At 65.0% G+C, this 24,960-nt stretch carries 25 protein-coding genes and 1 tRNA gene; 18 read left to right on the top strand and 8 right to left on the bottom strand.

The genetic code is table 11. The features are described from left to right. From CFP68_RS16980 to CFP68_RS17055, 16 genes are all read left to right on the top strand, one after another. A complete protein-coding gene (locus CFP68_RS16980) occupies positions 1–1,311 on the top strand; it encodes a TRAP transporter large permease (protein ID WP_099828124.1) in 1,311 nt (436 codons plus the stop codon). Between the two features lie 76 nt (positions 1,312–1,387). Continuing rightward, positions 1,388–2,446: a dipeptidase gene (locus CFP68_RS16985; protein WP_099828143.1), complete on the top strand. Its 1,059-nt coding sequence runs from the start codon at positions 1,388–1,390 to the stop codon at positions 2,444–2,446. 49 nt (positions 2,447–2,495) lie between these two features. After that, positions 2,496–4,094 carry an ABC transporter substrate-binding protein gene (locus CFP68_RS16990; RefSeq protein WP_099828125.1) on the top strand — a complete coding sequence of 533 codons (1,599 nt, stop codon included), beginning with the start codon at positions 2,496–2,498 and terminating at the stop codon, positions 4,092–4,094. Positions 4,095–4,142: 48 nt separating this feature from the next. Next, positions 4,143–5,153, top strand: a complete 1,011-nt coding sequence (locus CFP68_RS16995; protein ID WP_099828144.1) for an ABC transporter permease — start codon at positions 4,143–4,145, stop codon at positions 5,151–5,153. A gap of 24 nt (positions 5,154–5,177) precedes the next feature. Beyond that, positions 5,178–6,113: an ABC transporter permease gene (locus tag CFP68_RS17000; protein ID WP_099828126.1), complete on the top strand. Its 936-nt coding sequence runs from the start codon at positions 5,178–5,180 to the stop codon at positions 6,111–6,113. Next, positions 6,107–6,964, top strand: a complete 858-nt coding sequence (locus CFP68_RS17005) for an ABC transporter ATP-binding protein (protein WP_099828145.1) — start codon at positions 6,107–6,109, stop codon at positions 6,962–6,964. Before CFP68_RS17000 ends, CFP68_RS17005 begins: the two co-directional genes overlap by 7 nt. After that, positions 6,961–7,707, top strand: a complete 747-nt coding sequence (locus CFP68_RS17010) for an ABC transporter ATP-binding protein (RefSeq protein ID WP_099828127.1) — start codon at positions 6,961–6,963, stop codon at positions 7,705–7,707. Before CFP68_RS17005 ends, CFP68_RS17010 begins: the two co-directional genes overlap by 4 nt. 27 nt (positions 7,708–7,734) lie before the next feature. Next, positions 7,735–8,097, top strand: coding sequence for a VOC family protein (locus tag CFP68_RS17015; protein ID WP_099828128.1), 363 nt, complete (start codon positions 7,735–7,737; stop codon positions 8,095–8,097). Between the two features lie 223 nt (positions 8,098–8,320). Next, positions 8,321–9,106, top strand: a complete 786-nt coding sequence (locus CFP68_RS17020) for an IclR family transcriptional regulator (RefSeq protein WP_145953481.1) — start codon at positions 8,321–8,323, stop codon at positions 9,104–9,106. A gap of 25 nt (positions 9,107–9,131) precedes the next feature. Further along, positions 9,132–10,310: an acetyl-CoA acetyltransferase gene (locus tag CFP68_RS17025; protein WP_099828130.1), complete on the top strand. Its 1,179-nt coding sequence runs from the start codon at positions 9,132–9,134 to the stop codon at positions 10,308–10,310. 1 nt (position 10,311) lies between these two features. Next, complete coding sequence (locus tag CFP68_RS17030; protein WP_277621466.1) at positions 10,312–11,877, top strand: acyl-CoA synthetase; 1,566 nt, start codon at positions 10,312–10,314, stop codon at positions 11,875–11,877. Next, positions 11,874–12,740: a PPC domain-containing DNA-binding protein gene (locus tag CFP68_RS17035; protein WP_099828131.1), complete on the top strand. Its 867-nt coding sequence runs from the start codon at positions 11,874–11,876 to the stop codon at positions 12,738–12,740. Before CFP68_RS17030 ends, CFP68_RS17035 begins: the two co-directional genes overlap by 4 nt. Positions 12,741–12,770: 30 nt before the next feature. After that, positions 12,771–13,796 (top strand): TRAP transporter substrate-binding protein, encoded by a 1,026-nt coding sequence (locus tag CFP68_RS17040; RefSeq protein WP_241524144.1) that lies wholly within the window; start codon positions 12,771–12,773, stop codon positions 13,794–13,796. 51 nt (positions 13,797–13,847) lie between these two features. Continuing rightward, the gene (locus tag CFP68_RS17045; RefSeq protein ID WP_099828132.1) at positions 13,848–14,396 is read left to right on the top strand and encodes a TRAP transporter small permease subunit; all 549 of its coding nucleotides are present in this window, start codon (positions 13,848–13,850) and stop codon (positions 14,394–14,396) included. Further along, a complete protein-coding gene (locus CFP68_RS17050; RefSeq protein WP_241524145.1) occupies positions 14,384–15,748 on the top strand; it encodes a TRAP transporter large permease in 1,365 nt (454 codons plus the stop codon). Before CFP68_RS17045 ends, CFP68_RS17050 begins: the two co-directional genes overlap by 13 nt. Next, the gene (locus CFP68_RS17055) at positions 15,745–16,515 is read left to right on the top strand and encodes an SDR family NAD(P)-dependent oxidoreductase (protein ID WP_099828133.1); all 771 of its coding nucleotides are present in this window, start codon (positions 15,745–15,747) and stop codon (positions 16,513–16,515) included. The genes CFP68_RS17050 and CFP68_RS17055 overlap by 4 nt, the downstream gene beginning before the upstream one ends. 50 nt (positions 16,516–16,565) lie before the next feature. Here the strand turns inward: CFP68_RS17055 and gph are convergent, their stop codons facing one another. Next, positions 16,566–17,216, bottom strand: coding sequence for a phosphoglycolate phosphatase (gph, locus tag CFP68_RS17060; RefSeq protein ID WP_099828134.1), 651 nt, complete (start codon positions 17,214–17,216; stop codon positions 16,566–16,568). 279 nt (positions 17,217–17,495) lie between these two features. On the opposite strand from gph, the gene CFP68_RS17065 reads away from it, so the two are divergent. Continuing rightward, positions 17,496–17,783: a DUF1330 domain-containing protein gene (locus tag CFP68_RS17065; protein ID WP_099828149.1), complete on the top strand. Its 288-nt coding sequence runs from the start codon at positions 17,496–17,498 to the stop codon at positions 17,781–17,783. A gap of 69 nt (positions 17,784–17,852) precedes the next feature. On the opposite strand, the gene CFP68_RS17070 is transcribed toward CFP68_RS17065, so the two are convergent. The 7 genes from CFP68_RS17070 to CFP68_RS17100 all read right to left on the bottom strand — a co-directional run bounded on the left by CFP68_RS17070 (position 17,853) and on the right by CFP68_RS17100 (position 24,393). Next, on the bottom strand, positions 17,853–18,782 hold the full coding sequence (locus tag CFP68_RS17070; RefSeq protein ID WP_099828150.1) for an AEC family transporter: 930 nt from the start codon (positions 18,780–18,782) through the stop codon (positions 17,853–17,855). Positions 18,783–18,948: 166 nt separating this feature from the next. Then, a complete protein-coding gene (locus CFP68_RS17075) occupies positions 18,949–19,752 on the bottom strand; it encodes an MBL fold metallo-hydrolase (protein ID WP_099828151.1) in 804 nt (267 codons plus the stop codon). Beyond that, a complete protein-coding gene (locus tag CFP68_RS17080; RefSeq protein WP_099828135.1) occupies positions 19,749–20,549 on the bottom strand; it encodes a TatD family hydrolase in 801 nt (266 codons plus the stop codon). Before CFP68_RS17080 ends, CFP68_RS17075 begins: the two co-directional genes overlap by 4 nt. A gap of 6 nt (positions 20,550–20,555) precedes the next feature. Further along, positions 20,556–21,680, bottom strand: a complete 1,125-nt coding sequence (locus CFP68_RS17085; protein WP_099828136.1) for a DNA polymerase III subunit delta' — start codon at positions 21,678–21,680, stop codon at positions 20,556–20,558. Continuing rightward, the gene (gene tmk / locus CFP68_RS17090) at positions 21,673–22,335 is read right to left on the bottom strand and encodes a dTMP kinase (protein ID WP_099828137.1); all 663 of its coding nucleotides are present in this window, start codon (positions 22,333–22,335) and stop codon (positions 21,673–21,675) included. The genes CFP68_RS17085 and tmk overlap by 8 nt, the downstream gene beginning before the upstream one ends. Next, positions 22,332–23,528 (bottom strand): D-alanyl-D-alanine carboxypeptidase family protein, encoded by a 1,197-nt coding sequence (locus CFP68_RS17095; protein WP_099828138.1) that lies wholly within the window; start codon positions 23,526–23,528, stop codon positions 22,332–22,334. The genes tmk and CFP68_RS17095 overlap by 4 nt, the downstream gene beginning before the upstream one ends. Before the next feature lie 55 nt (positions 23,529–23,583). Next, positions 23,584–24,393 carry an SPOR domain-containing protein gene (locus tag CFP68_RS17100; protein ID WP_099828139.1) on the bottom strand — a complete coding sequence of 270 codons (810 nt, stop codon included), beginning with the start codon at positions 24,391–24,393 and terminating at the stop codon, positions 23,584–23,586. A gap of 211 nt (positions 24,394–24,604) precedes the next feature. Here CFP68_RS17100 and CFP68_RS17105 point away from each other — a divergent pair. Then, a tRNA-Ser gene (locus tag CFP68_RS17105) sits at positions 24,605–24,694 on the top strand. Positions 24,695–24,960: the final 266 nt, after the last annotated feature.

Here is a 24,960-nt window from a genome sequence, read left to right on the forward strand (position 1 = left end):
ATGCAGGAAGCTTATGTAATCGTCCTGTTCCTGTTCGTGCTGTTCGTGCTGCTGGGGTCCGGCGTCTGGGTGGGGCTGGCGCTGATGGGCGTCGCCTGGGTGGGGATGGAGCTGTTCACGACCCGTCCCGTGGGCGACACCATGGCGACGGTGATCTGGGCCTCGTCGTCGTCCTGGACCCTGACCGCGCTGCCGATGTTCATCTGGATGGGCGAGATCCTGTTCCGCACCCGCCTGTCCGAGGACATGTTTCGGGGGCTGTCGCCCTGGATGGCGCCGCTGCCCGGTGGGCTGGTTCACACCAACATCGTCGGATGCACGGTTTTTGCCGCAGTTTCAGGGTCTTCCGCCGCGACGTTGACAACGGTCGGCAAGATGAGCATCCCGGAACTGCGCAAGCGCAACTATCCCGAAACCATGGTGATCGGCACGCTGGCGGGGGCGGCGACGCTGGGCCTGATGATCCCGCCGTCGCTGACGCTGATCGTTTACGGGGTCACCATCAACGAAAGCATCACGCGGCTGTTCTTCGCGGGCATCGTGCCGGGGCTGGTTCTGGCGGTGATGTTCATGGCCTATGTGGCGGTGGTTTCGCGGCTGTCGAAAACCTGGAACCCCGACGACGAACCGGCGATGACCCTTGGCGCCAAGATCCGCAATTCGCGGTTCCTGATCCCCGTGATCTCGCTGATCGTGGTGGTGATCGGGTCGATGTACCTGGGCCTTGCCACCGCGACCGAGGCGGCGGCCTTCGGTGTCATCGGTGCGCTGGTTCTGGCGGCGGTGCAGGGATCGCTGACCTGGTCCACCTTCGCCGCGTCGCTGATGGGGGCGACCCGCACCAGCGCGATGATCGCGCTGATCCTTGCGGGGGCCGCGTTCCTGTCGCTGGCCATGGGGTTCACCGGCCTGCCGCGGGGTCTGGCCGACCTGATCGCGGGGTGGGAGCTGAGCCGGTTCCAGCTCTTGATGGCGCTGCTGGTCTTCTACATCGTGCTGGGCTGTTTCCTTGACGGGATTTCATCGGTGGTTCTGACCATGGCCGTGGTCGAACCGATGGTGCGACAGGCGGGAATCGATCTGATCTGGTTCGGCATCTTCATCGTCGTGGTCGTCGAAATGGCCCAGATCACCCCGCCCATCGGCTTCAACCTGTTCGTGTTGCAGGGGCTGACGGGCCACGAGATGGGGTTCATCGCCAAGGCGGCGATTCCGATGTTCGTCATCATGGTGGTGATGGTCTTCGTGCTGATCCTCGTTCCCGATCTGGCGACCTGGCTGCCCGACAAGATGCGCCAGGTGCCCGGCTGATCGCCCCCTGCGCGGATTGGCCTATCGCCTCCGCGCAATCATGGTGTAGGCTTTGACGAACAATGACGAGGTTTCCGTGTCCGATACTGTTCCCGCGATTTTCGACGGTCATAACGACGTTTTGCTCAAGCTTTACAATGCCGGCGGGCGGGATGCCTGTGACGGCTTCGTGAACGGGCGCGACGGCGCGATCGACCTGCCCAAGGCCAGGGCGGGCGGCTTTGGCGGCGGATTTTTTGCCGTCTACGTTCCGTCGCCCGTCGATCGCGAGGCCCGACACGACGAGATGACGCAGGCCACCTATGACCTGCCGCTGCCCGCGCCATTGGCGTGGGAGGACGCCGCGCCGGTGGTCATGGCGCAGGCGGCGATCCTGTTCGATCTTCAGACGCGCGGCGCGTTGGTGATCGTCCGGACGGTGGCCGAGTTGCGGCGCGCGCTGGAGGCCGGCCGGTTGGCCGCGATCTTTCACATCGAAGGAGCCGAGGCGATCGACCCCGACCTGCATACGCTGGACGTGCTGTATCAGGCCGGGCTGCGTTCGGTCGGGCCGGTCTGGAGCCGTCCGACGATCTTCGGCCACGGCGTTCCGTTCCGCTATCCGTCAGACGGCGACATCGGTCCGGGGTTGACGGAACATGGCTTGCGTTTGGTGAAGAGGTGTAATGAACTCGGCATCATGCTGGACCTTTCTCACCTGAACGAGGCAGGATTTTGGGACGTCGCGCGCCATTCGGATGCGCCGTTGGTGGCGACCCATTCCAACGCCCATGCGATCTGCCCCCATGCCCGCAACCTGACCGACAAGCAGTTGGATGCCATCGCGGAAAGCGACGGCATGGTGGGGCTGAACTTTGCCGCCGCGTTCCTGCGTGACGACGGGCGGATGCTGGGCGATGTGCCGGTGTCGCAGATGCTGCGCCATCTTGATCACATGATCGAACGGGTGGGCGAGGATCGCGTCGGCATGGGCTCGGACTATGACGGCGCGGTGGTGCCCGACGGCGTGAAAACCGTGGCCGACCTGCCGGTGCTGCGCCGGGCCATGGCCGATCACGGCTATGACGCCGACCTGATCGCCAAGCTGTGCCACGGCAACTGGCTGCGCGTTCTGGAAAAGACCTGGGGGCGTTAACCCCGGGCGACGACAACAACGACAGACACAACAGAGAGGGAAAACCGACATGAACATGATGAACCGATATCTCGGCAGTGCCGCAATCGGCCTGGCCGTCGCCGTCACCGGGGGCGTGGCATTTGCCGAAACGCCGCCCAACATGCTGGTGATCGCCAACCGCATCGACGACATCACCACGCTGGATCCCGCCCAGAGCTTTGAATTCGCCGGATCTGACGTTCTGCGCAACGTCTATGGCAACCTGGTCAACTTCGATCCCGCCAACCTTGAGGCCGGATATCAGCCCGACCTGGCCACCGAATGGTCGGTCAGCGAGGACGGCAAGTCGATCACCTTCACCATGCGCGAGGGGATGACGTTCACCTCGGGCAATCCCGTCACCGCCGAGGATGCAGCGATGTCGCTGCGCCGGGTCGTGAAATTGAACAAGACACCGGCCTTCATCCTGACGCAGTTCGGCTTTACTCCCGAAAACGTCGACGAGATGATCACCTTCGACGACAACACCGTCACCATCACCACCGATCAGCAATACGCCACGTCTTTCGTGTTGAACGCGCTGACAGCCACGGTGGGCAGCGTCATCGACTACAAGACGGTGATGGAGAACGAAGTCGACGGTGACATGGGCAACACCTGGATGGCGACCAATTCGGCCGGTTCCTATGCCTACAAGCTGGATTCCTGGAAGCCGAACGAATCCGTCACCCTGTCGTCGAACCCCGATTTCTATCTGGGCGCCCCCGAGATGGAGCGCGTGATCGTGCGCCACGTGCAGGAAAGCGCGTCGCAGCGTCTGTTGCTGGAGCGTGGCGACATCGACATGGCCCGCAACCTGAACCCCGAGGACATCGCCGGGATCGAAGGCGCCGATGGCGTCAAGATCGTGGACGAGTTGAAGGGGCGGTTGATGTATGCGTCGCTGAACCAGAAGAACGAACAATTGTCCAAGCCGCAGGTCAAGCAGGCGTTCAAGTATCTGGTCGACTACGAAGGGATGCAGAACAGCTTCCTCAAGGGGAAATACACGATCCACCAGAACTTCCTGCCCCAGACCTATCTGGGATCGGTGAAGGAAAATCCGTTCAGCCTGGATATCGAAAAGGCAAAGGGTCTGCTGGAAGAGGCCGGTGTTCCCGAGGGTTTCACCATCGAAGCGGGCGTGCGCGAAAGCCAGGAACGCATCGAGATCGCCCAATCGCTGCAGAACACCCTGGGTCAGGTCGGCATCAAGCTGAACATCACCGTGGGCACCGCGGCGCAGATCCTGGCGCGATACCGTGCGCGCGAACTCGACCTGTATCTGGGCGAATGGGGGCCGGATTATCCCGATCCGCAGACCAACGCGGGCACGTTCGCCTATAACCCCGACAATTCCGACGAGGCGAACGCCACCGGCCTTCTGGCCTGGCGCAACGCCTGGGATACCGGCGGGCTGACGGAAAAGGTGAACGCCGCGGTGATCGAGACCGATACCGACACCCGCATCCAGATGTACAAGGACATGCAGGCCGAGTTCCGCGAAATCTCGCCGTTCATCATCATGTTCCAGCAGATCGAACAGACCGCCATGCGCGACAACGTCGAGGGCTTTTCCACCGGACAGGCGATCACCGCCGCGTCCTATTGGACGGTCACCAAGTAGGTGGCGGATGCCGCAAATACCGATCGGGGGCGCGAGCGCGCGCCCCTGATGCCCGTGCTGTGGAAGATCGCGTCGGTGATCGGGTCGATCCTGGTCACCATGCTGGGCCTGTTGTTCGTCACCTTCATCATCGGACGGGTCATGCCCATCGATCCGGTGCTGGCCATCGTCGGCGAACGGGCGTCGCAATCGACCTATGACGCGGTTTATGTCCAGCTTGGCCTGGACAAGCCGTTGATCGTGCAGTTCCTCTATTACATCGGCGATGTGGTCCGCGGCGATTTCGGCATTTCCCTGCTGAACGCGCGCCCCGTGGCCGAAGACATCGCGCGGGTGTTCCCCGCGACGCTGGAACTGGCCACCATCGGCGTGATCATGGGCGTCGTGCTTGGCGTGCCGCTGGGCGTAATCGCTGCGGTCAAGCGCGGCTCGTGGATCGACCAGGTGGCGCGCGTCGTTGCACTTGTCGGATATTCCATGCCGATCTTCTGGCTGGGTCTGGTCGGATTGTTGATCTTTTACGGCATTCTGGGTTGGGTCGGCGGGCCGGGACGTGTCGGCATCTTCTATGTCGATGTTATGCCGACGATCACCGGCCTGCTGCTGGTCGACAGCCTGATCGACGGCAACTGGGCCGTGTTCAAGGACGCCTTTTCGCACATCATCCTGCCGGCGTCGCTGTTGGGATATTACTCGCTGGCCTATATCAGCCGGATGACCCGGTCCTTCATGCTGGAACAGCTTTCGGCCGAATATATCACCACCGCCCGCGTCAAGGGGATGAGCGAATGGAGCGTGGTCTGGACCCACGCCTTCAAGAACATCCGGGTGCAGTTGATCACCGTGATCGCGCTGTCCTATGCCGGGCTTCTGGAAGGGTCGGTCCTGACCGAGATCATCTTCTCGTGGCCGGGGATCGGCAGCTATATCACCACCGCGCTGCTGGCGGCCGACATGAACGCCGTGCTGGGCGGGACCGTCGTTGTCGGCGCCGTGTTCATCCTTCTGAACATCTTCTCCGACCTGTTGTACAAGTTCCTCGATCCCCGTGCCAAATGATCCCGTAATCCAAAGGAGCGTGCCATGACCGCGACACCGGACACCCCCGGCGGCGCGCCGACGCTGCGATCCTGGCTTTTGACGGAAACGCCGACCTCGCGGCGCCATGCCCGCTACAGTTCGTTCTACAAGGGCTGGCTGTCGTTCCGGTCGAACACCATGGCGATGATCGGCCTCGGCATCCTTGTGGCGCTGGTCGCGATCGCAATTTTCGCGCCGCTGATCGCGCCCCACGACCCCTATGCGCAGGATCTGGGGAACCGCCTGCAACCGCTGGGCACCGATGGCCATGTGTTGGGCACCGACAGTCTGGGCCGCGATATCCTGTCGCGGCTGATTTTCGGCTCGCGGATCACGCTGTATATCGTCGCGCTGGTGGCGCTGATCGCGCCCATTGCCGGGCTGCTGGTGGGCACGGTTTCGGGCTATGCGGGGGGCTTCGTCGATTCCGTGCTGATGCGGATCACCGACATCTTCCTGGCGTTCCCGCGCCTGGTGCTGGCGCTGGCCTTCGTCGCCGCACTGGGGGCGGGCATCGAAAACGCCGTGCTGGCGATTTCACTGACGGCCTGGCCGCCCTATGCGCGGATTGCGCGGGCCGAAACGCTGACGATCCGTGGCTCGGACTTCATCAGCGCGGTCCGCCTTCAGGGGGCCGGACCGCTGCGCATCATCATGCGTCATATCTGGCCGCTCTGCGTGTCGTCCCTGATCGTGCGGGTGACGTTGGACATGGCCGGGATCATCTTGGCCGCTGCCGGTCTGGGGTTCCTCGGTCTTGGCGCGCAACCGCCCAGCCCGGAATGGGGGGCAATGATTTCCGAAGGACGCCGTTTCATCCTTGACCATTGGTGGGTCGCGACGATGCCGGGGCTGGCGATCTTTACCGTGTCGCTGGCGTTCAACCTGCTGGGCGATGGATTGCGCGACGTTCTGGACCCGAAGGACAGCGGATCATGAGCCTTCTGGACGTCGAAAACCTGTGGGTGAAGTTCCCGACGCGGCAGGGCGTGTTTGACGCGGTGCGCGGCGTCAGCTTTACCCTCGGCAAGGAACGTCTTGGCATCGTCGGTGAATCCGGGTCGGGCAAGTCGATGACCGGGCGTGCCATCCTGCGGCTGATCCGCCCGCCCGGGATCGTGCAGGCCGACCACATCAAGCTCGGCGGCGACGACCTGTTGCAGAAGTCCGAAAAGGACATGCGCGCGGTGCGTGGCCAACGGATTTCGATGGTGATGCAGGATCCGAAATTCTCGCTGAACCCGGTGATGCGGATCGGCGATCAGTTGATCGAAGCCTATCGGCTGGCCAACAAGTCCGACCGCAAGGGCGCGAAAAGCACGGCGATCGAGGCGTTGGAGGCCGTGTCGATCCGCGACCCCGAACGGGTCATGCGCGCCTATCCGCACGAGATGTCGGGCGGCATGGGCCAGCGGATCATGATCGCCATGATGCTGATTCCCGACCCCGAGATCCTTATCGCCGACGAACCCACATCGGCGCTGGACGTCTCGGTGCAACGTCAGGTGCTGTCGATCATGGACAAGCTGGTGACCGACCGGGGCATGGGCCTGATCTTCATTTCCCACGATCTGAACCTTGTCGCGGACTTCTGCGACCGGGTGCTGATCATGTATTCCGGTCGCGTGGTCGAGGTGTGCCAGGCCGACCGCCTGCACGAGGCGACCCATCCCTATACCCGCGGTCTGCTGAAGTCGCTGCCCCGTCTGGACCAGCCCCAGGGCAAGCTGCAGGTTCTGAAACGCGACCCGGCCTGGGCCGACGCCCCCAGCGTGAGCGGCCGGGCATGAGCATGTTGTCGGTCAGCGATCTGAACGTCTGGTTCGGCACGGGGCGCGACCGCGTGGATGCGGTCAGGGACGCCACCTTCGATGTGCCCGCCGGCGAAAGTTTCGGGCTGGTGGGGGAATCCGGGTCGGGCAAATCCACCATCCTGCGCGCGATCACCGGTCTTGCGCCGACATGGTCGGGCCGGATCGAGGTCAACGGCATGACGCTGGGCCCAAGGCGGGATCGCGCGTTCTACAAGACCGTCCAGATGGTGTTTCAGGATCCCTATGCGTCGCTGCATCCGCGCCATTCGGTCGATGCCGTGCTGGGCGAGACGCTGCATCTGCACGGATTCAAGGACATAGACGCCCGTGTGGTGAAACTGCTTGACGATGTCGGGCTGGGCGGACAGTTCCGGTTCCGCTATCCCCACCAGTTGTCGGGCGGTCAGCGCCAGAGGGTGGCAATCGCCCGCGCATTGGCCGGCGAGCCGGAAATATTGTTGCTAGACGAACCGACATCTGCCTTGGATGTGTCAGTGCAGGCTGAGATCCTCAACCTGCTGACCGACCTGCGTGCCGAGCGGAGCCTGACCTATGTCATGGTGTCCCATGATCTTGCCGTGGTCGGCCACATGTGCGGACGGCTGGCGGTGATGAAGGACGGTCGGATCGTGGAAATCATGGATGTGCAGGCCCTGCGCGACAGACAGGCCACGCATCCCTATTCGCAGGAACTGCTGCGCAATTCGATCGGTGCCTGAGGGCGCCGGGGGCGGGGAGAGACATTGATGCTGATGGGGCTGCACCATGTGCAACTGGCCATGCCCAAGGGGGCCGAAGCCAAGGCGCGGGCGTTCTACGTCGACGTTCTGGAAATGCACGAGGTCGCAAAGCCGGCCGAGCTGGAAGATCGCGGCGGTTGCTGGTTCGAAGCGGGATCGGTGCGCGTGCATCTGGGCGGGGAAGAACCGTTTCGCCCGGCCAAGAAGGCGCATCCGGCCTTTCAGGTGGCATCGCTGGACGTGACCCGCGACAAGCTGGCCGCGCGCGGTGTGGCAATGGAATCCGACATCGACCTGCCCGACATCCGCCGCATCTATATCGCCGACCCGTTCGGCAACCGGATCGAGCTTCTCGAACGTCGCGACTGAGTGTCTGGCGCAACGGGTAAGACGTGACAGGTCCGTTATGCGGACGGGCTTACCAGCGGCGATTTTGCGCGATACCCCTGCAAGTTCGGATTGACAACCCGGTCCCACCCCGACATCGTTTGGTAAATTCAAGGCGATCCGGATAGCGGACCGCCGAGAGGGAGGATGGGCCGTAGCGAACGGGCAGGGCACTTTGCCGGAACGGCGGGCGGGGGCGCAGACCGTGTCGCGTGCCGCATCGGTCTTGCGCGTCATCGGACGCCTTGGCGATCCGTCGTTCTCCCAGCTTTCGCGCCAGACGGGCCTGGCCAACGCGACCCTGCGCCGGTTGCTGGTTGCGCTGATCGACGCGCAACTGGCCGTGCAGGACGGTGTATCCGGGCGCTATCGTCTGGGCGTCGAGGCTTACTTGATGGGCCAGCTTGCCGCGCCGCGTTTCCTGATTCACGACATTGCGCGCGACGGCCTGACACGGCTGGCCCGTCTGTCGGGCGACACCGCCTTCCTCAGCGCATTCGAGGGCATCTCGACCGTCTGTCTGCACCGCGAAGAGGGGCAATACCCGATCCGCACCCATGTTCTGAGCGTCGGAGACCGCCATCCGCTGGGGATGGGGGCCGCCGGTCTGGCCGTTCTGGCGGCCTTGCCCGTGGCGCGGGCCGACGCCATCCTTGCCGCCAACGCCGAAGCGATCCACGCCGCGCGCCCCGAAGTCGACATGGACGTTCTGGCCGTTCTGGTGACGGACGCGCGCGCCACGGGTGTTGCCCTGAATCCCGGCCTGATCTTTCCGGGATCCTGGGGCATCGCCGCCGCGATCCGCACCGCGAGCGGGACGGTCGTCGGCGCGCTGACCATCGCGGCGATCGAGGACCGGTTGGGACCGGACCGACAGGCCGAACTGTCCACGCCGTTGCTGGAGGAGGCCGCCAGCATCGAACGCCGGTTGGCCCGGCTGGACGCCAATGAATCAAAGCACGCGCCGTCGGGCGCCACCGCCGCCGGATGACGGCGATCTGAAAGGGAGAAAGACCATGGAGCGCAGGAACGACGCCGTCATCGTGGGCTGGGCCCACACCCCCTTCGGCAAGCTCGAGGCCGAGGATATCGAGGCGCTGATCGCGTCCGTCGGGACCGAGGCGCTGGAGCACGCCGGGGTGTCGCCGGGCGATGTCGATCTGGTGGCCGTGGGCGTTCTGAACTCGGGCTTTTCTAAGCAGGGGTTCGAGGCGGGTCTGGTCTCGGTCGCCGTTCCGGGGCTGGAGCGGACACCGGCGGTGCGCTGTGAAAACGCCTGCGCGTCGGGATCGGCCGCGCTCTATACCGCCATGGATGCGGTTGCGGCCGGGCGGGCACGGATCGCGCTGGTGATCGGCGCGGAAAAGATGACCGCCACACCGGGCGTCGAGGTGGGCGATATCCTGTTGTGCGGCGCCTATCGCAAGGAGGAAGACGGTCTTCCCGCCGGATTTGCCGGGATCTTCGGGCAGATCGCCGACAGCTATTTCCAGAAGAACGGCGACAAGTCCGAAGAACTGGCGATGATCGCGGCCAAGAACCATCGCAACGGTGTCGATAACCCCTTTGCGCACCTGAAAAAGGACGTGGGCGTGGCGTTCTGCAACACCGTGTCCGACAAGAACCCGCGTGTGGCGGGACCGCTCCGGCGCACCGATTGCTCGCTGGTGTCGGACGGGGCGGCGGCGCTGGTGGTCACCGACCGCGAAACCGCCGAAGCCCTGGCGCGCGCCATCGCGTTTCGCGCCCGCGCCCACAAGAACGACGTCTTCCCCCTGTCGCGCCGCGATCCCACCGAATTTGCCGGTCCGCGCGCGGCCTGGGATGCGGCCAAGGAACAGGCGGGCGTGACGCTGGACGATCTGGATCTGGTGGAAACCCATGATTGTTTCACCATCGCCGAGATGATTGAATACGAGGCGATGGGCCTGACCCCGCCGGGCCAGGGGTGGAAGGCCATCCGCGAGGGATGGACCGCGAAGGACGGCAAGATGCCGGTGAACCCCTCGGGCGGCCTGAAGTCCAAGGGACATCCGATCGGAGCGACCGGCGTGTCGATGCATGTTCTGGCGTCGATGCAGCTGATGGGCGAAGCGGGTGGGATGCAGATTCCCGGTGCCAACCTGGCCGGCGTGTTCAACATGGGCGGCGCGGCGGTCACCAGCTATTGCTCGATCCTGGAGCGGGTGAAATAGCGTGACGCCATTCTCGACCCGCACGATGAACCTGGGCCACATCGTGCAGCAACAGGCCCGCCGCAACGCCGCGCGCCCCGCCTTCGTCTGGGGCGACCGGGTGTGGACCTGGGCCGATCTGAACGACCGCGTCGCGGCCATGGCGGCGGTGCTGGCCGATCACGGCATCGGCAAGGGCGACCGGGTTTTGGTGCAGTCGCAAAACTGCAACCAGTTGTTCGAAAGCATGTTCGCCTGTTTCCGCCTTGGTGCGGTCTGGGTGCCGGCAAACTTTCGTGGCGCGCCCGACGATCTGGCCTGGATGGCGGAATTGTCGGGCGCAAAGCTGTTGATCTGCAATGCGGCCTTCCCCGAGCACGCGAAGATCAACGCACTTGCCCTGAGCACGCGGATCGCCATCGGACCCGCCGACTTTGGCCCTGACATCGACGAGCTGATGCAAAAGGCCGGTCCGCCGCCGCCCCTGGCGGCCGTCGATCGGGACGATCCCGCCTGGTTCTTCTTTACCTCGGGCACGACCGGCCGTCCCAAGGCCAGCGTCCTGACCCACGGCCAGTTGGGCTTTGTCATCAACAATCACCTCTGCGATCTCGTGCCCGGTCTTGGCCCCGACGACGCATCGCTGGTGGTCGCACCCCTGTCGCACGGCGCGGGGATGCACCAGTTGATGGCGTCGGCCAAGGGCGCGCCGACGATCCTGACCACCGCCGCAAAGTTCGACACCGCCGAGATCTGGGGCTTGGTGGAACGCTGGAAGGTCACCAATATCTTCACCGTTCCCACGATCCTGAAGATGCTGGTCGAAGCGCCCGAAGTGGCGCAGACCGACCATTCATCCCTGCGCTATATCATCTATGCCGGTGCGCCGATGTATCGCACCGACCAGGTCCGGGCGCTGGAAACGCTGGGCCCCGTCCTGGTGCAATACTTCGGGCTGGGCGAGGTCACGGGCGCGATCACCGTGTTGCCGCCAGACGCCCATTCCGCCCTTGACGACAGCCGCGCGGGCACCTGCGGGATACCGCGGACCGGCATGCAGGTCGAAATCCAGGACGACACGGGCGCCGAGGTGGCCACTGGCGAAACCGGCGAGATCTGCGTGCTCGGCCCCGCCGTCTTTGCCGGATACTGGGACAATCCCGAAGCCAACGCCAAGACCTTCCGCGATGGGTGGTTCCGCACCGGCGATCTGGGCCACATGGACGCAGACGGTTTCGTCTATATCACCGGTCGCCAGTCCGACATGTTCATTTCGGGCGGCTCGAACATCTATCCGCGCGAGATCGAGGAGAAGATCCTGACCCATCCGGCGATCACCGAAACCGCCGTGTTCGGGATGCCCGATCCGAAATGGGGCGAGGTTGGCGTGGCGGTGTCGGTCCTGAAGCCCGGTCACGCGGTGGACGGCGCCGCGTTGTCGGCTTTCCTGCGAGAGAAAATGGCCGGCTACAAGGTGCCGCGGGCGTTCCATTTCTGGGATGAGCTGCCGAAATCCGGCTATGGCAAACTGGCCAAGCGCCTGATCCGGGACGAGTTGGAAAAACGCCAGAGCAAGGGAACTCCATGATGCGCCACGTCACACATCCCGGCCCCGTGGCCGAGGACCGGCTGGATCTGCTGCCGGTCGAGGGCAAGGCGATCGAGGTCATGCTGCGACCGGGCATCCCGCTTGAGGATGCCGTGGCACAGGCGATGGCCGATGCCGGATGCGACGGTGGATACCTCGACTTCAACGCCGCGCCGGTGTCGGCGCTGGAATATGTCATTCCGGCCCATTCCAGCGACGCCGACCACGTCGCGTGGTATTCCGACATCCATTCCTTTGATGGCGCGGGGGTGATCGATCACATGGTGATGATCGTCGGCACCCATGACGGCAAGTCTTTCCTGCACGGTCACGGACGCTGGACACCCGAGGGTGGCACCACCGCCCTGGGGCATATCCTGGCGCCGCGCACCGTCTTGTCCGAACCTGTCCGCGCCACCGGCATCGGTGTGACCGGCGGCCGGTTCGAACGCCGCCACGATCCCGAAACCAATTTCGATCTGTTCCAGACCACCGGCGCGGGCGTGCGCGATGCCGATCACGCGCTGTTGCGGATCCGTCCGAACGTGGATTTCGACACCGCGCTCGGCGATGCCTGCGCGCGCCTTGGCTGGGACGCCGCCCGCGCCTTCGGCCTGGGCAGTCTGAACGAGACGGATTTCGAGGATGGCAGCCACCTCGACAGCCTGCCCAGCGAATTCCTGATTCTGGATGCTCCGGTGGGGCAGACCGTCAATCGCGGCCCGCACATCGACATCGTCGGTGTCGATGGCGGCAAGCTGTATCGCGGGTATGTCGAACGCGGCGCGAACCCGGTTCTGATCACCGCGGAAATCGTGCTGAAACGCATGCCGGTTGCCGACACGACCAAGGCCGGTTCATAAGACCGAAAACGATCTCAGGGAGGAGACAAGATGAAGACTTTGAAACTGCTGTCGCTTGCGCCGTTGGCGTTGTGTGCCGGCATGGCGCAGGCCGAAACCATCGAGATGCAGTCGATCTATCCGTCGTCGCTGCCGCTTCTGGGGGCCACGGGCGCCGAGTTGGGCGGGCGTGTGTCGCGGGTGACGGGCGGCGATCTTCAGATCAACTTCCACAACCCCGGCGAGTTGGTGAACAGCAACGAGATCTGGGATTCGGTCTCGACCGGCGCGATCCAGGCCGGATGGTTTTCGCCCGGCTTTGCCGAAAGCGTGATCCCGTCGGCGTCGCTGTTCACCGCGTTCCCGTTCGGCCCCGATGCGGTCGAATACACCGCTTGGTGGTATGACGGCGGCGGCAAGGAGCTGTGGGCCGAGATCACCGCCGATTTCAACATCCATACCGAGCTTTGCACGGTCCTGTCACCCGAGGCGTCGGGCTGGTTCAACAAGGAAATCAATTCGCCCGAAGACCTGCAAGGGTTGAAGATGCGCATCTTCGGACTGGGCGCGGCGGTGATGGAAAAGCTGGGCGCACAGGCGCAATCGCTGCCGGTGGCCGATACGATGAGCGCGCTGAACCTTGGCACCATCGACGCCGCCGAAGTGTCGTTCCCCGCGATCGATCAGGCGCTGGGGATGCAGGAGCATGCGAACCATTATTATTTCCCTGGCTGGCACCAGCAAAGCTCGCTGATCATCTTCATCATGAACCAGGATTACTGGGATGAACTGTCGGACCAGCACCGCGCCGTGATCGAAGAGGTCTGCGCCGCGAACGTCGCCAAGACGACCGCCATGGGCGAAGTGATCCAGCTGAAGCCGCTGGCCGAACTGGAAGAACAGGGCGTCCAGGTGCATGAATGGTCGTCCGACATGCTGGCCGCGTTCCAGAAGGGCTGGGACGAGGTGGTGGCCGAGCGCAGCGCCGAAGATCCCGATTTCAAGCGGGTCTGGGAACACGTCAGCGCCTTCCGCGACGAATACAAGGGCTGGCGCAGCATCGGTTATGTCAAGTAACAACCAAACGGGGCGGCGGTTCTGCCGCCCCGCATCCGCGGGAAACCCGACATGAACACAATGCTTGGCGTCGCCCGCGTGCTGGAACAGATCTGTGTCTGGGCGGCCCGGCTTGCCGGTGTGCTGCTGCTGATCCTGACGGCGGTGATCCTCTATGACGTGATCGGTCGGCGCTTCATCAACACCGGATCCGTGGCGTTGCAGGAACTTGAATGGCACCTGCACGGTGCAATCGCGGTGCTGGCTTTCGGCTATGCCTATACCCGCAACGCCCATGTGCGCATCGACATCCTGTCGCAGAAATGGAGCGAGGCGCGCAAGCTGAGGCTTGAGGTGTTCGGGATCATCGTGCTTTTGACGCCGTTCCTTCTGGGCGTCGTCTGGTTCGGCTGGGATTTCGCCATGCGCTCGTTCACCCGCGGCGAAGGGGCGGCGGGCCTTGGGCTGTCGCATCGCTGGATCATCAAATCGACCGTGCCGATTTCGGCCGTGCTGGCGCTGTGCGGCGCGTGGTCGGTGGCGTTGCGCGCGATCGTCGTGCTGCGCGCCCCCGAGCGGCTGACCTCTCCATTCACAAGGACCGGCCTGTGGAGCTTCTGATCGACGTCCTGCCTGGACTGATGTTCGCCAGCCTGGTTTTCGGACTGTTTTCCGGTCTGCCGGTGGCGGTTGTGCTGTGCGGCATCACCTTTGTCTTCGCCGTGCTGGCCTATGTGACCGGCGAAATGCGCCTGGTCCAGGCCAGCCTGATTCCCAACCGCATCTATGGTGGGATCATCGAAAACCCGGTTCTGGTGGCCGCGCCCATGTTCATCTTCATGGGCGTGCTGATGGAAAAATCCCGCATCGCCGAAGACCTTCTGATCACGCTGCAAAAACTGCTGCGCGTGGTGCCGGGTGGCCTGGCCCTGGCGGTGACGCTGATGGGCACGATCCTGGCCGCCGCGACGGGGATCATCGGCGCGTCGGTGGTGATGCTGACGGTGCTGGCGGTGCCGACGATGCTGCAACGTGGATACGCACCGGAAATGGCGGCGGGCGTGGTCGCGTCGGCGGGGACGCTGGGCATTCTCATTCCGCCGTCGGTGATGCTGGTGTTCATGGGCGACATCCTGACGATCAACCTGGCACGCCTGTTCGTGGCGGCGCTGATCCCGGGGCTGATCCTGGCCGGGGTCTATATCGTCTATATCGTCATTTCGTCGGCGCTGAACCCGGCCAAGGCGCCGCCCGCGCCGCCCCTGACCGACGCCGAACGCGCCGGCCTGCTGGGCGAGGCGGCGGTGTCCTTTGCGTTGCCGATGCTGCTGGTGATCGCGGTGCTCGGCTCGATCCTCGGCGGCATCGCGACCCCGACCGAGGCGGCGGGCGTCGGCGCCTTTGCCGCGCTGTTGCTGGGGCTGGTGCGCGGCCGCCTCAGCCTGCCTGTTCTGGGCGATGCCATGGACGATTCGATCCGCACCCTCGGCATGTTGTTCTTCATCTTCGTGGCGGCCACGGGGTTTGCCTATGTGTTCCGGATGGTCGGCGGTGAGCATTTCATCGTCAACACCGCGCGCAGCCTGGACATGGGCGACTGGGGCCTGCTGGGGATGCTGATGCTGATGATCTTCATCCTCGGGTTCTTCTTCGACTGGATCGAGATCACGCTGATCATGCTGCCCATTGTGGCGCCCATCGTCGAGCTGATGGATCTGGGCACCCATGTCGCGTCGGGCGATCTGATCTACTGGTTCGCGATCCTGATGGCGGTGAACCTGCAAACCTCGTTCCTGACGCCGCCCTTCGGGTTCGCGCTGTTCTATCTGAAGGGCGCGGCGGGGGATTCCCTGTCGATCGCGCAGATCTATCGCGGGGTCGTGCCCTTCGTGCTGATGCAGCTTGGCGTTCTGGCCTTGATCGTGTGGCAGCCGTGGCTGGTGCTGTGGCTGCCCGAGGCGGTCTTGCGATGACCGGCCGACTGGCGGGCAAGCGGGCGCTGATCCTCGGGGCCGGGTCGGTGGGCGAAGGTGTGGGCAACGGGCGCGCGTCGGCCGTTCTGTTCGCACGCGAAGGGGCGCGGGTGCTGTGCGCCGACCGATCCCTGGCCGCGGCCAGCGACACCGCCGCCATGATCACCGACGCGGGCGGCGAGGCCGTGGCGATGCAGGCCGATGCGACCGATCCGGCCGCCGGTCCGGCGATGGTGGCGCGCGCCGAGACCCTGTGGGGCGGCATCGACATCGCGCAGCATTGCGTCGGCATCAGCGTGCCGGGCGGCGCGGTCGATACCGCGCCCGAGGACTGGGACCGGGTGTTCGATCTGAACCTGCGCAGCGCGTATCTGTTCGCGCGTGCGGTCGTGCCCGGCATGGTGGCGCAGGGTCATGGATCGCTGGTGTTCCTGTCGTCGCTGGCGGCGCTGCGGGGCGGTCCCTATTCCTATGCCGCCTACGAGGCATCCAAGGCCGGGTTGAACCGACTGACCGCCTCGCTGGCCCGCGCCCACGCCGCCGACAACGTGCGCGTCAACGCGGTGATGCCCGGCGTGATCGACACGCCCCATGTGCGCGCCTTCATCACCGGCGCCCAGGCCAGCACCGACCGCGCGTCCCTGGTGCCCATGGAGCGGCAAGGCACCCCGTGGGAGGTGGCCGAGGCCGCGCTGTTCCTGCTGTCGGACGCCGCCAGCTTCGTCACCGGCGCAATCCTGCCCGTCGACGGCGGGATGAGCGCCTGACACCCACCGCCGCGCCGTTTCGGCGTTCGGCCGGGATGCCCGCGTGCGGGTTATGCGTTGCGCGCGCTGGTCTTGACGATGTCGGCCAGGTCAGCGTGATGGTCGAACAGGAAGGCATGGGGGATCTCGTCGATCCCGGCCTTGCGATAACCGCCGGTGAACAGGGCAAAGCGGATGCCGGCGTTCACAGCCGTTGCCGCGTCGATTTCACTGTCGCCCACATAGAGCGTTTCGCCGCCCCCCAAGGCGTCGATCGTGGCGTGCAGCGGTGCGGGATCGGGCTTGCGCGTGGCCAGGCTGTCGCCGCCGAGGACCGCCGCAAAGGTATCGTCCAGCCCGAAATGCGCCAGAACGGCGCGGGTCGGTGCGACGGGTTTGTTGGTGCACAATCTCAGCGCGTGACCCTCGCGCGCCAGATGGTCCAGCATCTCGCGCACACCGGGATACAGCACCGTCAGATCGACCGCATCCTGATAGCGCGCCAGAAACGCGGGATAGAGCGTCTCGTGCAGCGCGGCATCAAGATCACGCGCCGCCAGCACCCGCTGCATCAGAACGCTTGCGCCGTTGCCGATGAACGACACGATTTCCGCAAGGGGCAGGGGCGCGACGCCGATATCGCCCAGCGTGGCATTGGCGGCGGCGGCAATGTCCGGCGCGCTGTCGATCAGCGTGCCATCAAGGTCGAAAACGATATTCATGCAATGTCCTTCAGCGACAGGAAGACGACGCAGAGATCCACCTGCCGCGTCACGTGCCACAGCCGTATCACGCCGAAACCGCACGGCGAAGGTCCGATCGGCCGTGAATGCCGCGCGTCGCCGCCGGCTTTCCGTTCCAATCCGGCACGTCGGCGCATGCAGCGCTGGCTGGTCGCCCCTTCGGGATGTCTTGACGGGTGGATCGGCGGCTGAAACAACCGCTTTGGCCGCGTGGCGCGTCGCCTGTGCGTCATGGATCAACTTGCAAGGAAAAACACGATGAAAAAAGGTTACTGGATCGTCCATGTTACCGTCACCAATGCCGACGCCTACGGCGAATACGTCCGGCTGGATACGCCCGTGGTCGAACGCTTCGGCGGCAAGTTCCTGGTGCGCGGCGGTCTGTCCGAAACGCCCGAGGCGCCGCAGAAGGATCGCCATGTGATCGTCGAATTTCCCAGCTACGACGCGGCGCGCGATTGCTATCACTCGGATGACTACCAGGCGGCGGCCGCGATCCGGCGGGCCAATTCCGACAGTGACATCGTCATCATCGAAGGCACCTGAAACGAGGCCCGGCCGTCGGTCCGCTGACGGCACCGCACCATGCCGGCCAAGGTCGCGCGTCGGCGGCGTTCACGGCAAAAGCGCAAGCCAGACCCAGACGGTGAAGATCGACAGCAGCGTGCCGATCAGAACACCCGAGGCCGCCACGCGCCGGGCGGCGCCATACATGTTCGCAAAGATATAGGTGTTGACGCCGGGTGCCATCGCCCCCGTCAGCACCGCCGCGCGCAAGGCGCCATCGGACAGGCCGAACGCCAGTCCGAGCCCATAGGCCACGGCGGGGTGCAGGACCAGCGAACAGCCACAGACCCACAGGATCGCGCGCATGTCGCCTTCGGGGCGATAGCGCACCAGGACACCGCCCAGCCCGAACAGCGCGGCGGGAAGCGCGGCACGCACCATCAGGTCGACCGCGTCGGTCAGAACGGCGGGCAGCGGCACCGACAGCAGGTTCACGGCAAACCCGAGTGCGATCCCGATCACCAGCGCATTGCGGAACATCGCCCGCATCACCTTGCGGGCAGTGTCGAGCGGACGGCCGCCCCGGTTCAGCGTGATCTCCATCAGTGTGACGCCGATGGCATAGCAGAACGGCGCGTGGATCGCGATGATCGCATAGTTCAGGCTGAGCGATTCGGTGCCGAACGCGCGCTCGGCAATCGGCAAACCCAGCAGGACCGAGTTCGAGAACAGCCCGCAAAAGCCGATGGCCACGCAATCCGGCCAAGGGCGGTGAAAGACGAACCGTGCGCCCAGAAAACCGGCGCCAAATCCGGTGAGCGCGCCAAGGTAGAAGGCGGCAAGCATCGGCACCGGAAATTCCTGGGCCAGGTCCAGGTCGGCAATGGCGCGGAACAGAAGGCAGGGGATCGCGAAGTTCTGGGTGAACCGCATCAGGCCGTCGACGCCGGTTTCGGGAAACAGCTTTTTCCACACCGCGACATAGCCGAAGCCGATGACCAGAAAGACGGGGAGGATGACGTCGATCAGGGCCTGCATGATCGCACCTTTGCGCAAATTGCCGGGGTCGGAGCCTCCGGCGGGAGTATTTGGATCAGTAAGAAGACCAGAGCGCGCGCCCTTGTGCGAAGCGAAGCGGATTGGGTCGGGACAGCGGCGTTGCGCCGTGATCGAAGCGCATGACGGTCTGCCGGGCGAACGCGCATTATCCGTCGGACGGCAGGATCAGGACCATGCCATCGTGGGCGGGGGTGATATAGTCGGGGGTTTCGGCATCCAGGGTGGCATGGTCGAGATCGATGTGCATGTCGGTCAGGATCGCGCGTTTGGGGCGGGCGCGTGCGATCCAGGCCAGCGTGCGGTCGAGATGGGCGTGCGACGGATGGGGCGTGCGGCGCAGGGCGTCGACGATCCAGATGTCGAGGTTTTCCAGCGTTGGCCACGCCGATTCCGGGATCTCGTTCACGTCCGGCAGATAGGCGAGGCCGGCAATGCGGAACCCGAGAGCGGGGATGGAGCCATGGCCCACCTCGAACGGGGTCAGCGTGATCGGGCCGCCCGCGCCGTCGACGGTGAAGGGACCGTCGATCGTGTTCATGGCGCAGATCGACGGATAGCTGGAGCCCTTGGGTTGTTCGAAGATATAGCCGAACCGGCTCAGCAGGCTGTCGCGGGTCGGGGCATCGGCCCATACCGCAAGGCGCACGCGGGTGTTGAAGACGATCATCCTGAGATCGTCGATCCCGTGGACGTGATCGGCATGGGCGTGGGTGAAGGCGACGGCGTCGAGGCTGCCGATGCCGGCATCCAGCAGTTGGGCGCGCAGGTCGGGCGAGGCGTCGATCAGCACGCGGGTCGTGCCGTTCGGGCCGTCGCGTTCCACCAGCAATGAACAGCGGCGGCGCGTGTTCTTCGGATTGTCGGGATCGCAGTCGCCCCAGTGTCCGCCGAGACGCGGCACGCCGCCCGAGGATCCGCAGCCGAGAATGGTGAAGCGATAGCCGGTCATCGCGCGCGCCACGCTGCGGCCTTGGTGAACAGGCGGTCGAAGTTGCGTTCGGTCCGGGCCGCGAAATCGGCATGGTCGAGGCCGAAGGTTTCGGCGGCGCGCCTCGCCGTATGGGCGGTGAACGCCGGTTCGTTCCGCTTGCCGCGGCGGGGCGGCGGGGCAAGGTAGGGGCTGTCGGTTTCCACCAGGATCCGGTCGAGCGGCGCGGCGGCGAAGATGTCTCGCAGCGCGCCGCTTTTCGGAAAGGCGGTGATGCCCGACATCGACAGGTAGAACCCGAGGTCGAGCGCTGCGGCGGCCAGGTCGGCCGAACTGGAGAAACAGTGCATGACGCAGCCATAGGGTGCGGCGCGGTGTTCTTCGGTCAGGATGCGGGCCATGTCGGCGTCCGCGTCGCGGGCGTGGATGATCAGCGGCAGTCCCGTGCGCCGGGCCGCTTCGATATGCACCCGCAGGCTGTCTTGCTGGGCGGTCGCGCTGTCGGCGGTATAGTGATAGTCCAGCCCCGTTTCGCCGATCCCGACGCATTTCGGATGGCGCGCGACGGTTTCCAGCTGCTCCACGGTGACCATGGGTTCGCTGGCCACGCTCATCGGGTGGGTGCCGGCGGCGAAGAACACCGGATCGTGGGCTTCGGCCAGGGCGCGGACCTGCGGTTCATTACGCAGTTTCGTGCAGATCGTGACCATGCGGTGCACGCCCGCGTCACGCGCGCGCGCGATCAGCGCGTCGTGTTCGCCATCGAAGTCGGGAAAATCAAGGTGGCAGTGACTGTCGGTGATCAGGGGTTGGGTCATTTAGCCTCAGGCGGTGGCGCGTGCCGCGCCTTCGTTCAGGGTCAGTCCCATATCAAGGATAAGCGCCGAAGGGTCAAGGTTGACCGCCTTGCCGTGGGCCATGCGCGCGCCGAGCGTCTGTTGCAGGTCCGCCCAGATGCGCGCGGCACCGATGTCGGGCGCCAGACGGTGCAGCATCGCCAGTTCGCTTTCGGTGATCGCCGCGGCGGGGGGCAGGCCGGCACCGGTGCGCGCGAGGCGCGACAGCAGGCGCAGGATCAGCTGCACCGTCAGATCGAAGCGTTGTTCGTTCTGACGGCCGTTGACCGTGCCCGCCAGCGCCAGCAGGGCGGCCCGGTCGATGTTCGGCGCGGTGCCGGTCAGCCGCACGAGGCTGTGGTAGAGCGCGAGCCCGTCGAGGTGCAGCAAGCTCATCGCTTCGCCGACGGATCCTTCGGCCAGTTCGGCCAGCGCCGCCGTATCGCCACCCGGATCCACGCCGGCCGCGTGCAATGCCTGCGCCATGTCCGGCGGCGGCAGGGGCGTGCAGCGCAACGTGCGGCACCGCGACCGGATCGTGGGCAGCAGGCGCGACGGCGTGTGCGAGATCAACAGAAGGGTCGCGTTCTTCGGCGGCTCTTCCAGCAGTTTCAGCAGGGCGTTCGACGCGCTGGTGTTCATGTCGTCGGCCGGATCGATGATGACGACACGGCGTCCGCCGTCACTTGCCGACAGGTTGAAGAAGTCGTGCAGCTTGCGGATTTCGTCGACCGTGATGACGGTTCTGAGCTTTTTGTCCTTCTGATCCCACGGGCGGCGGACCAGCAACAGACCCGGCTCGGACAGCGCCCGTGTGCGCCGCGCCACGGGATGGTCCGGCGCGATGTCGAGGCTGGTGGGCGGATCGCCTGCAAACATGCCGCCGTCGTTTCGGGGGGTGGCAAGAAGGAAGCGCGCGATCTTCCATGCCAGCGTGGCCTTGCCGATGCCGCGCGGCCCGCTGATCAGCCATGCATGGTGCTGACGACCGGCGTTGAAGGCGTTCAGGAACGCGGCCTCGGCAGTGGATTGGCCAAACAGCACTGCCGTTTCGCGGGGATGGGGCGCGCCGTCGCGGCGGTCGGGCTCGGGCGGGACGTCGTCGTCAGCCATGGAACCGCCCGGGAAGATGCGCGGCCAGCGCGGTTCGGATCGCGGCGGCGGTCGTGTCGACGTCGGCGTCGCCGGCAATCGTGACGAAGCGGTCGGAGGCCGCGCGCGCCAGGTCCAGAAACCCCGCCCGCATCCGTGCCTGAAGATCGGCGCCGAACGCCTCGAACCGTTCCTCGCTTGTTTGTCGTGACAGCGCCCGCGACAGGCCTATCTCGGGATCCATGTCGATCAGGAACGTCAGGTCGGGTTCGAGCCCGATCATCAGGTCATGCAGCCGGTCGACCAGGTCGCGCAGATCGCCGCGCGACTGGCCCTGGTACATCCGGGTGGAATCGGCGAACCGGTCCGAGATCACGATCTTGCCGGCGGCAAGGGCCGGCTGGATGGTGCGTTCCACATGGTCGCGGCGTGCGGCCGTGAACAGCAGGATCTCGGTCTCCGCCGACCAGCGGTCAGGCTCACCCTCAAGCACCAGCGCACGGATCTGTTCGGCGCCGGGGCTGCCGCCGGGTTCACGCGTCAGCACGACCTCATGGCCCGCGGCGCGCAGGCTTTCGGCCAGGCGGCGGGCCTGTGTCGATTTTCCCGACCCGTCGATGCCTTCGAACGTCAGGAACAGGCCGCTGCCGGAACGCTCGAACGGGGGGCGTGTCACTGGGCGGGGGCCGGGGCAGTGGCTGTATCCTCGGCCCTCAGATCTTCCAGAAGGCGGTTCGCGGCCATCTTGAGGTGTGGCAGGAACCCGCCCTTGCCGACATCGCGGTCGGCGAGCAGGGTGACGCGCACCTCGGGCAATTCGCCAAGGTCGATCAGCAGCTCTCCGATGGGTTCGCCGGCCATGATCGGCGCTTTCAGCGGCCCGTTGTAGATCGCGCGCGCCTTGATGTCATCCTGCAGAAGGGCAGGCACCAGCCCCGAGACATCTTCCGATGCGACCAGACCGACCTGATCCGACAGGCCCAGCCAGACGTCCGCCTGCGCGACCTGCTGGTCCTTCTTCACGATCGTCTTTTCCACGAACTGGCGGAACGCCCAGTTGACGATGCGCTCGGCCTCTTCGGCGCGGGCCGTTTCGCTTTGCAGACCGGTGATCACGAACACCACCCGGCGCGGACCTGCCACGGCCGAGCCGACAAGGCCGTAACCCGCTTCCTGCGTGTGGCCCGTCTTCAGACCATCGGCGCCGATGCCAAGACCCAACAGCGGGTTGCGGTTGTTGTGATTGGCTGGCACGCGACCGTCGTATTCAAAGGTTTCCTGGGCGAAATAGCCGTAATACTCGGGAAATTCCTCGATCAGCCGGGTCGCGAGCGTTCCGAGATCGCGCATCGACATCCGGTGGTTCGGATTCGGCCAGCCGCTGGAATTGGCAAAGGTCGAATCCGACATGCCCAAGGCCTCGGCCCGCTGGTTCATCATCCGCGCAAAGGAATCCTCGCTTCCGGCAAGTCCTTCGGCCACCACGACACAGGCGTCATTGCCCGATTGCACGATGATTCCCTGGATCAGATCCTGGACCGTGGGCCGATCGGTTACCTGCAGATACATCGAAGACCCCCCCATGGCCGTCGCCCGCGACGACACGCCGAACTGCGTGTCCAGGGTGACGCGGCCGTCGGCCAGCGCCTCGAACAGCATGTTCAAGGTCATCAGCTTGGACATCGAGGCCGGGGGCAGGGGCGTCGTCGCCTCCTTTTCCAGAAGGACGGTGTCGGTCGTGACATCATAGACATACGCCGCGCTGGCGCGTGTCTCGAACGCGCGGGCGGGCAGCGCGGAGGCGACGACCAACGCCAGGGCCGCCGCAAACGGGGTTGCGGTGCGGTGGAAGAAACGCAAGCGCGGCATGGCCTGTCTCCTGCTGTGACGGTTCTGGTCGAACCGTGGTGCCATTGAACGACGCCTAGTTCGAGACGAAATACGCATCGTTGAAGCCCATATCCTTCACCTTTGCGAGAAGGGACGTTTTTTCGGCCGCGCTGGCGGCCGGTCCGGCCAGGACGCGATAGAACGTCTTGCCCTGGGTGGTCTGCTCGTTGACCGATGCCGTCATGCCGGCCCCCCGCAGCGCGGTGGCGGTATCGTTGGCGTTGGCTTTGACGCTGAAGATGCCGATCTGCACATAGGGGCGTGCGACCTTGCTCTCGGCCTGCGCGGGCTTGGCCTCGGGCGGACGGGCGGGGGCGGCGACTTCGGTGTCGGTGGCGGATCCGTCCAGCGACAGCGCCTCGATCTGTTCGGGGGCTTCGATCAGACCGTCCGTCGCGGGTTCGGGCGCTTCGGCCACGTCTTCGCGACGCAGGGCGGTGACGTTCAGCGTCGCCGGCGCCCCGGCAAGCATGCCCAGGGCTTCGGCCGCATCGGACGACACCTGGATCGATGGGCCGGGATTGTTGCGCTCGCGCCGGAACAGGGCGCCGATCACGAACTTGTCGTTGTCCTGGTTGCGGATGATGACCCGCTCGGGGTCTTTCACGTCGGCATGGGCCACCCACACCCCCCCGAGCGACGGGCGTCCATCCCACAGCCCCTGGTCGGTCAGTTGAAACGCCTCCGGCGCCTCGATGTCACGATCGACGCGCCGCATGCTGCGCGCATCGTCCGCGCCGCCTGCCTCGGTCGAGCGCGTTGCAAAACCCTGCCCGTCCTGACAGGCGGCGGTAAGCGCAAGAAGCCCGCCCAGAACAGCGGCCTTCGCTAAGAGTGATGTCATCGGTTGCCCCCATGACGGTGCGGTCGTTGCCGCACCATTGTGCCTGTTTCAGGATGCCTGTCGCGGCATTGCTGCTCATGCGCGGATCGCCTCCGCGCGCGCACTCTAGCGTCTCGCACCCGCCATGAAAAGCACCGCCGCACCGCACCGCGAGATTCCGCACGCATGCCTCTTCCCGAATCGTCGCGAACCGCGTAGCCAGACCCGATCCGGAGGAGTGGCAGAGTGGTCGATTGCACCGGTCTTGAAAACCGGCGTGCGTGAAAGCGTACCGTGGGTTCGAATCCCACCTCCTCCGCCATTATCCCCATTGCGAACCAGTGACACCGCCCCGATGGGAACGGATTTTTCCGTGTTATCAAAGGGGTTTGCGTGAACCCACCGAACCTCATAGACGCGCCGTCTGGCCGAAGCTTGGCTCAGAATGACCCTTAGTCTCAGTTTGGGCGAACCTCGCCCGTTTCGGTTCGGTCTCGTTTTCTCGTTACCTTGAGCTACTCCCCGATCATTGGACAGGATCTGGCATAAATTAAGCTACTCGTTGCACCTGGTGATCGGGTTGGGTTC

This window comes from Oceaniglobus indicus, from assembly GCF_002751875.1.
Classification (GTDB): Bacteria; Pseudomonadota; Alphaproteobacteria; order Rhodobacterales; family Rhodobacteraceae; genus Oceaniglobus; species Oceaniglobus indicus.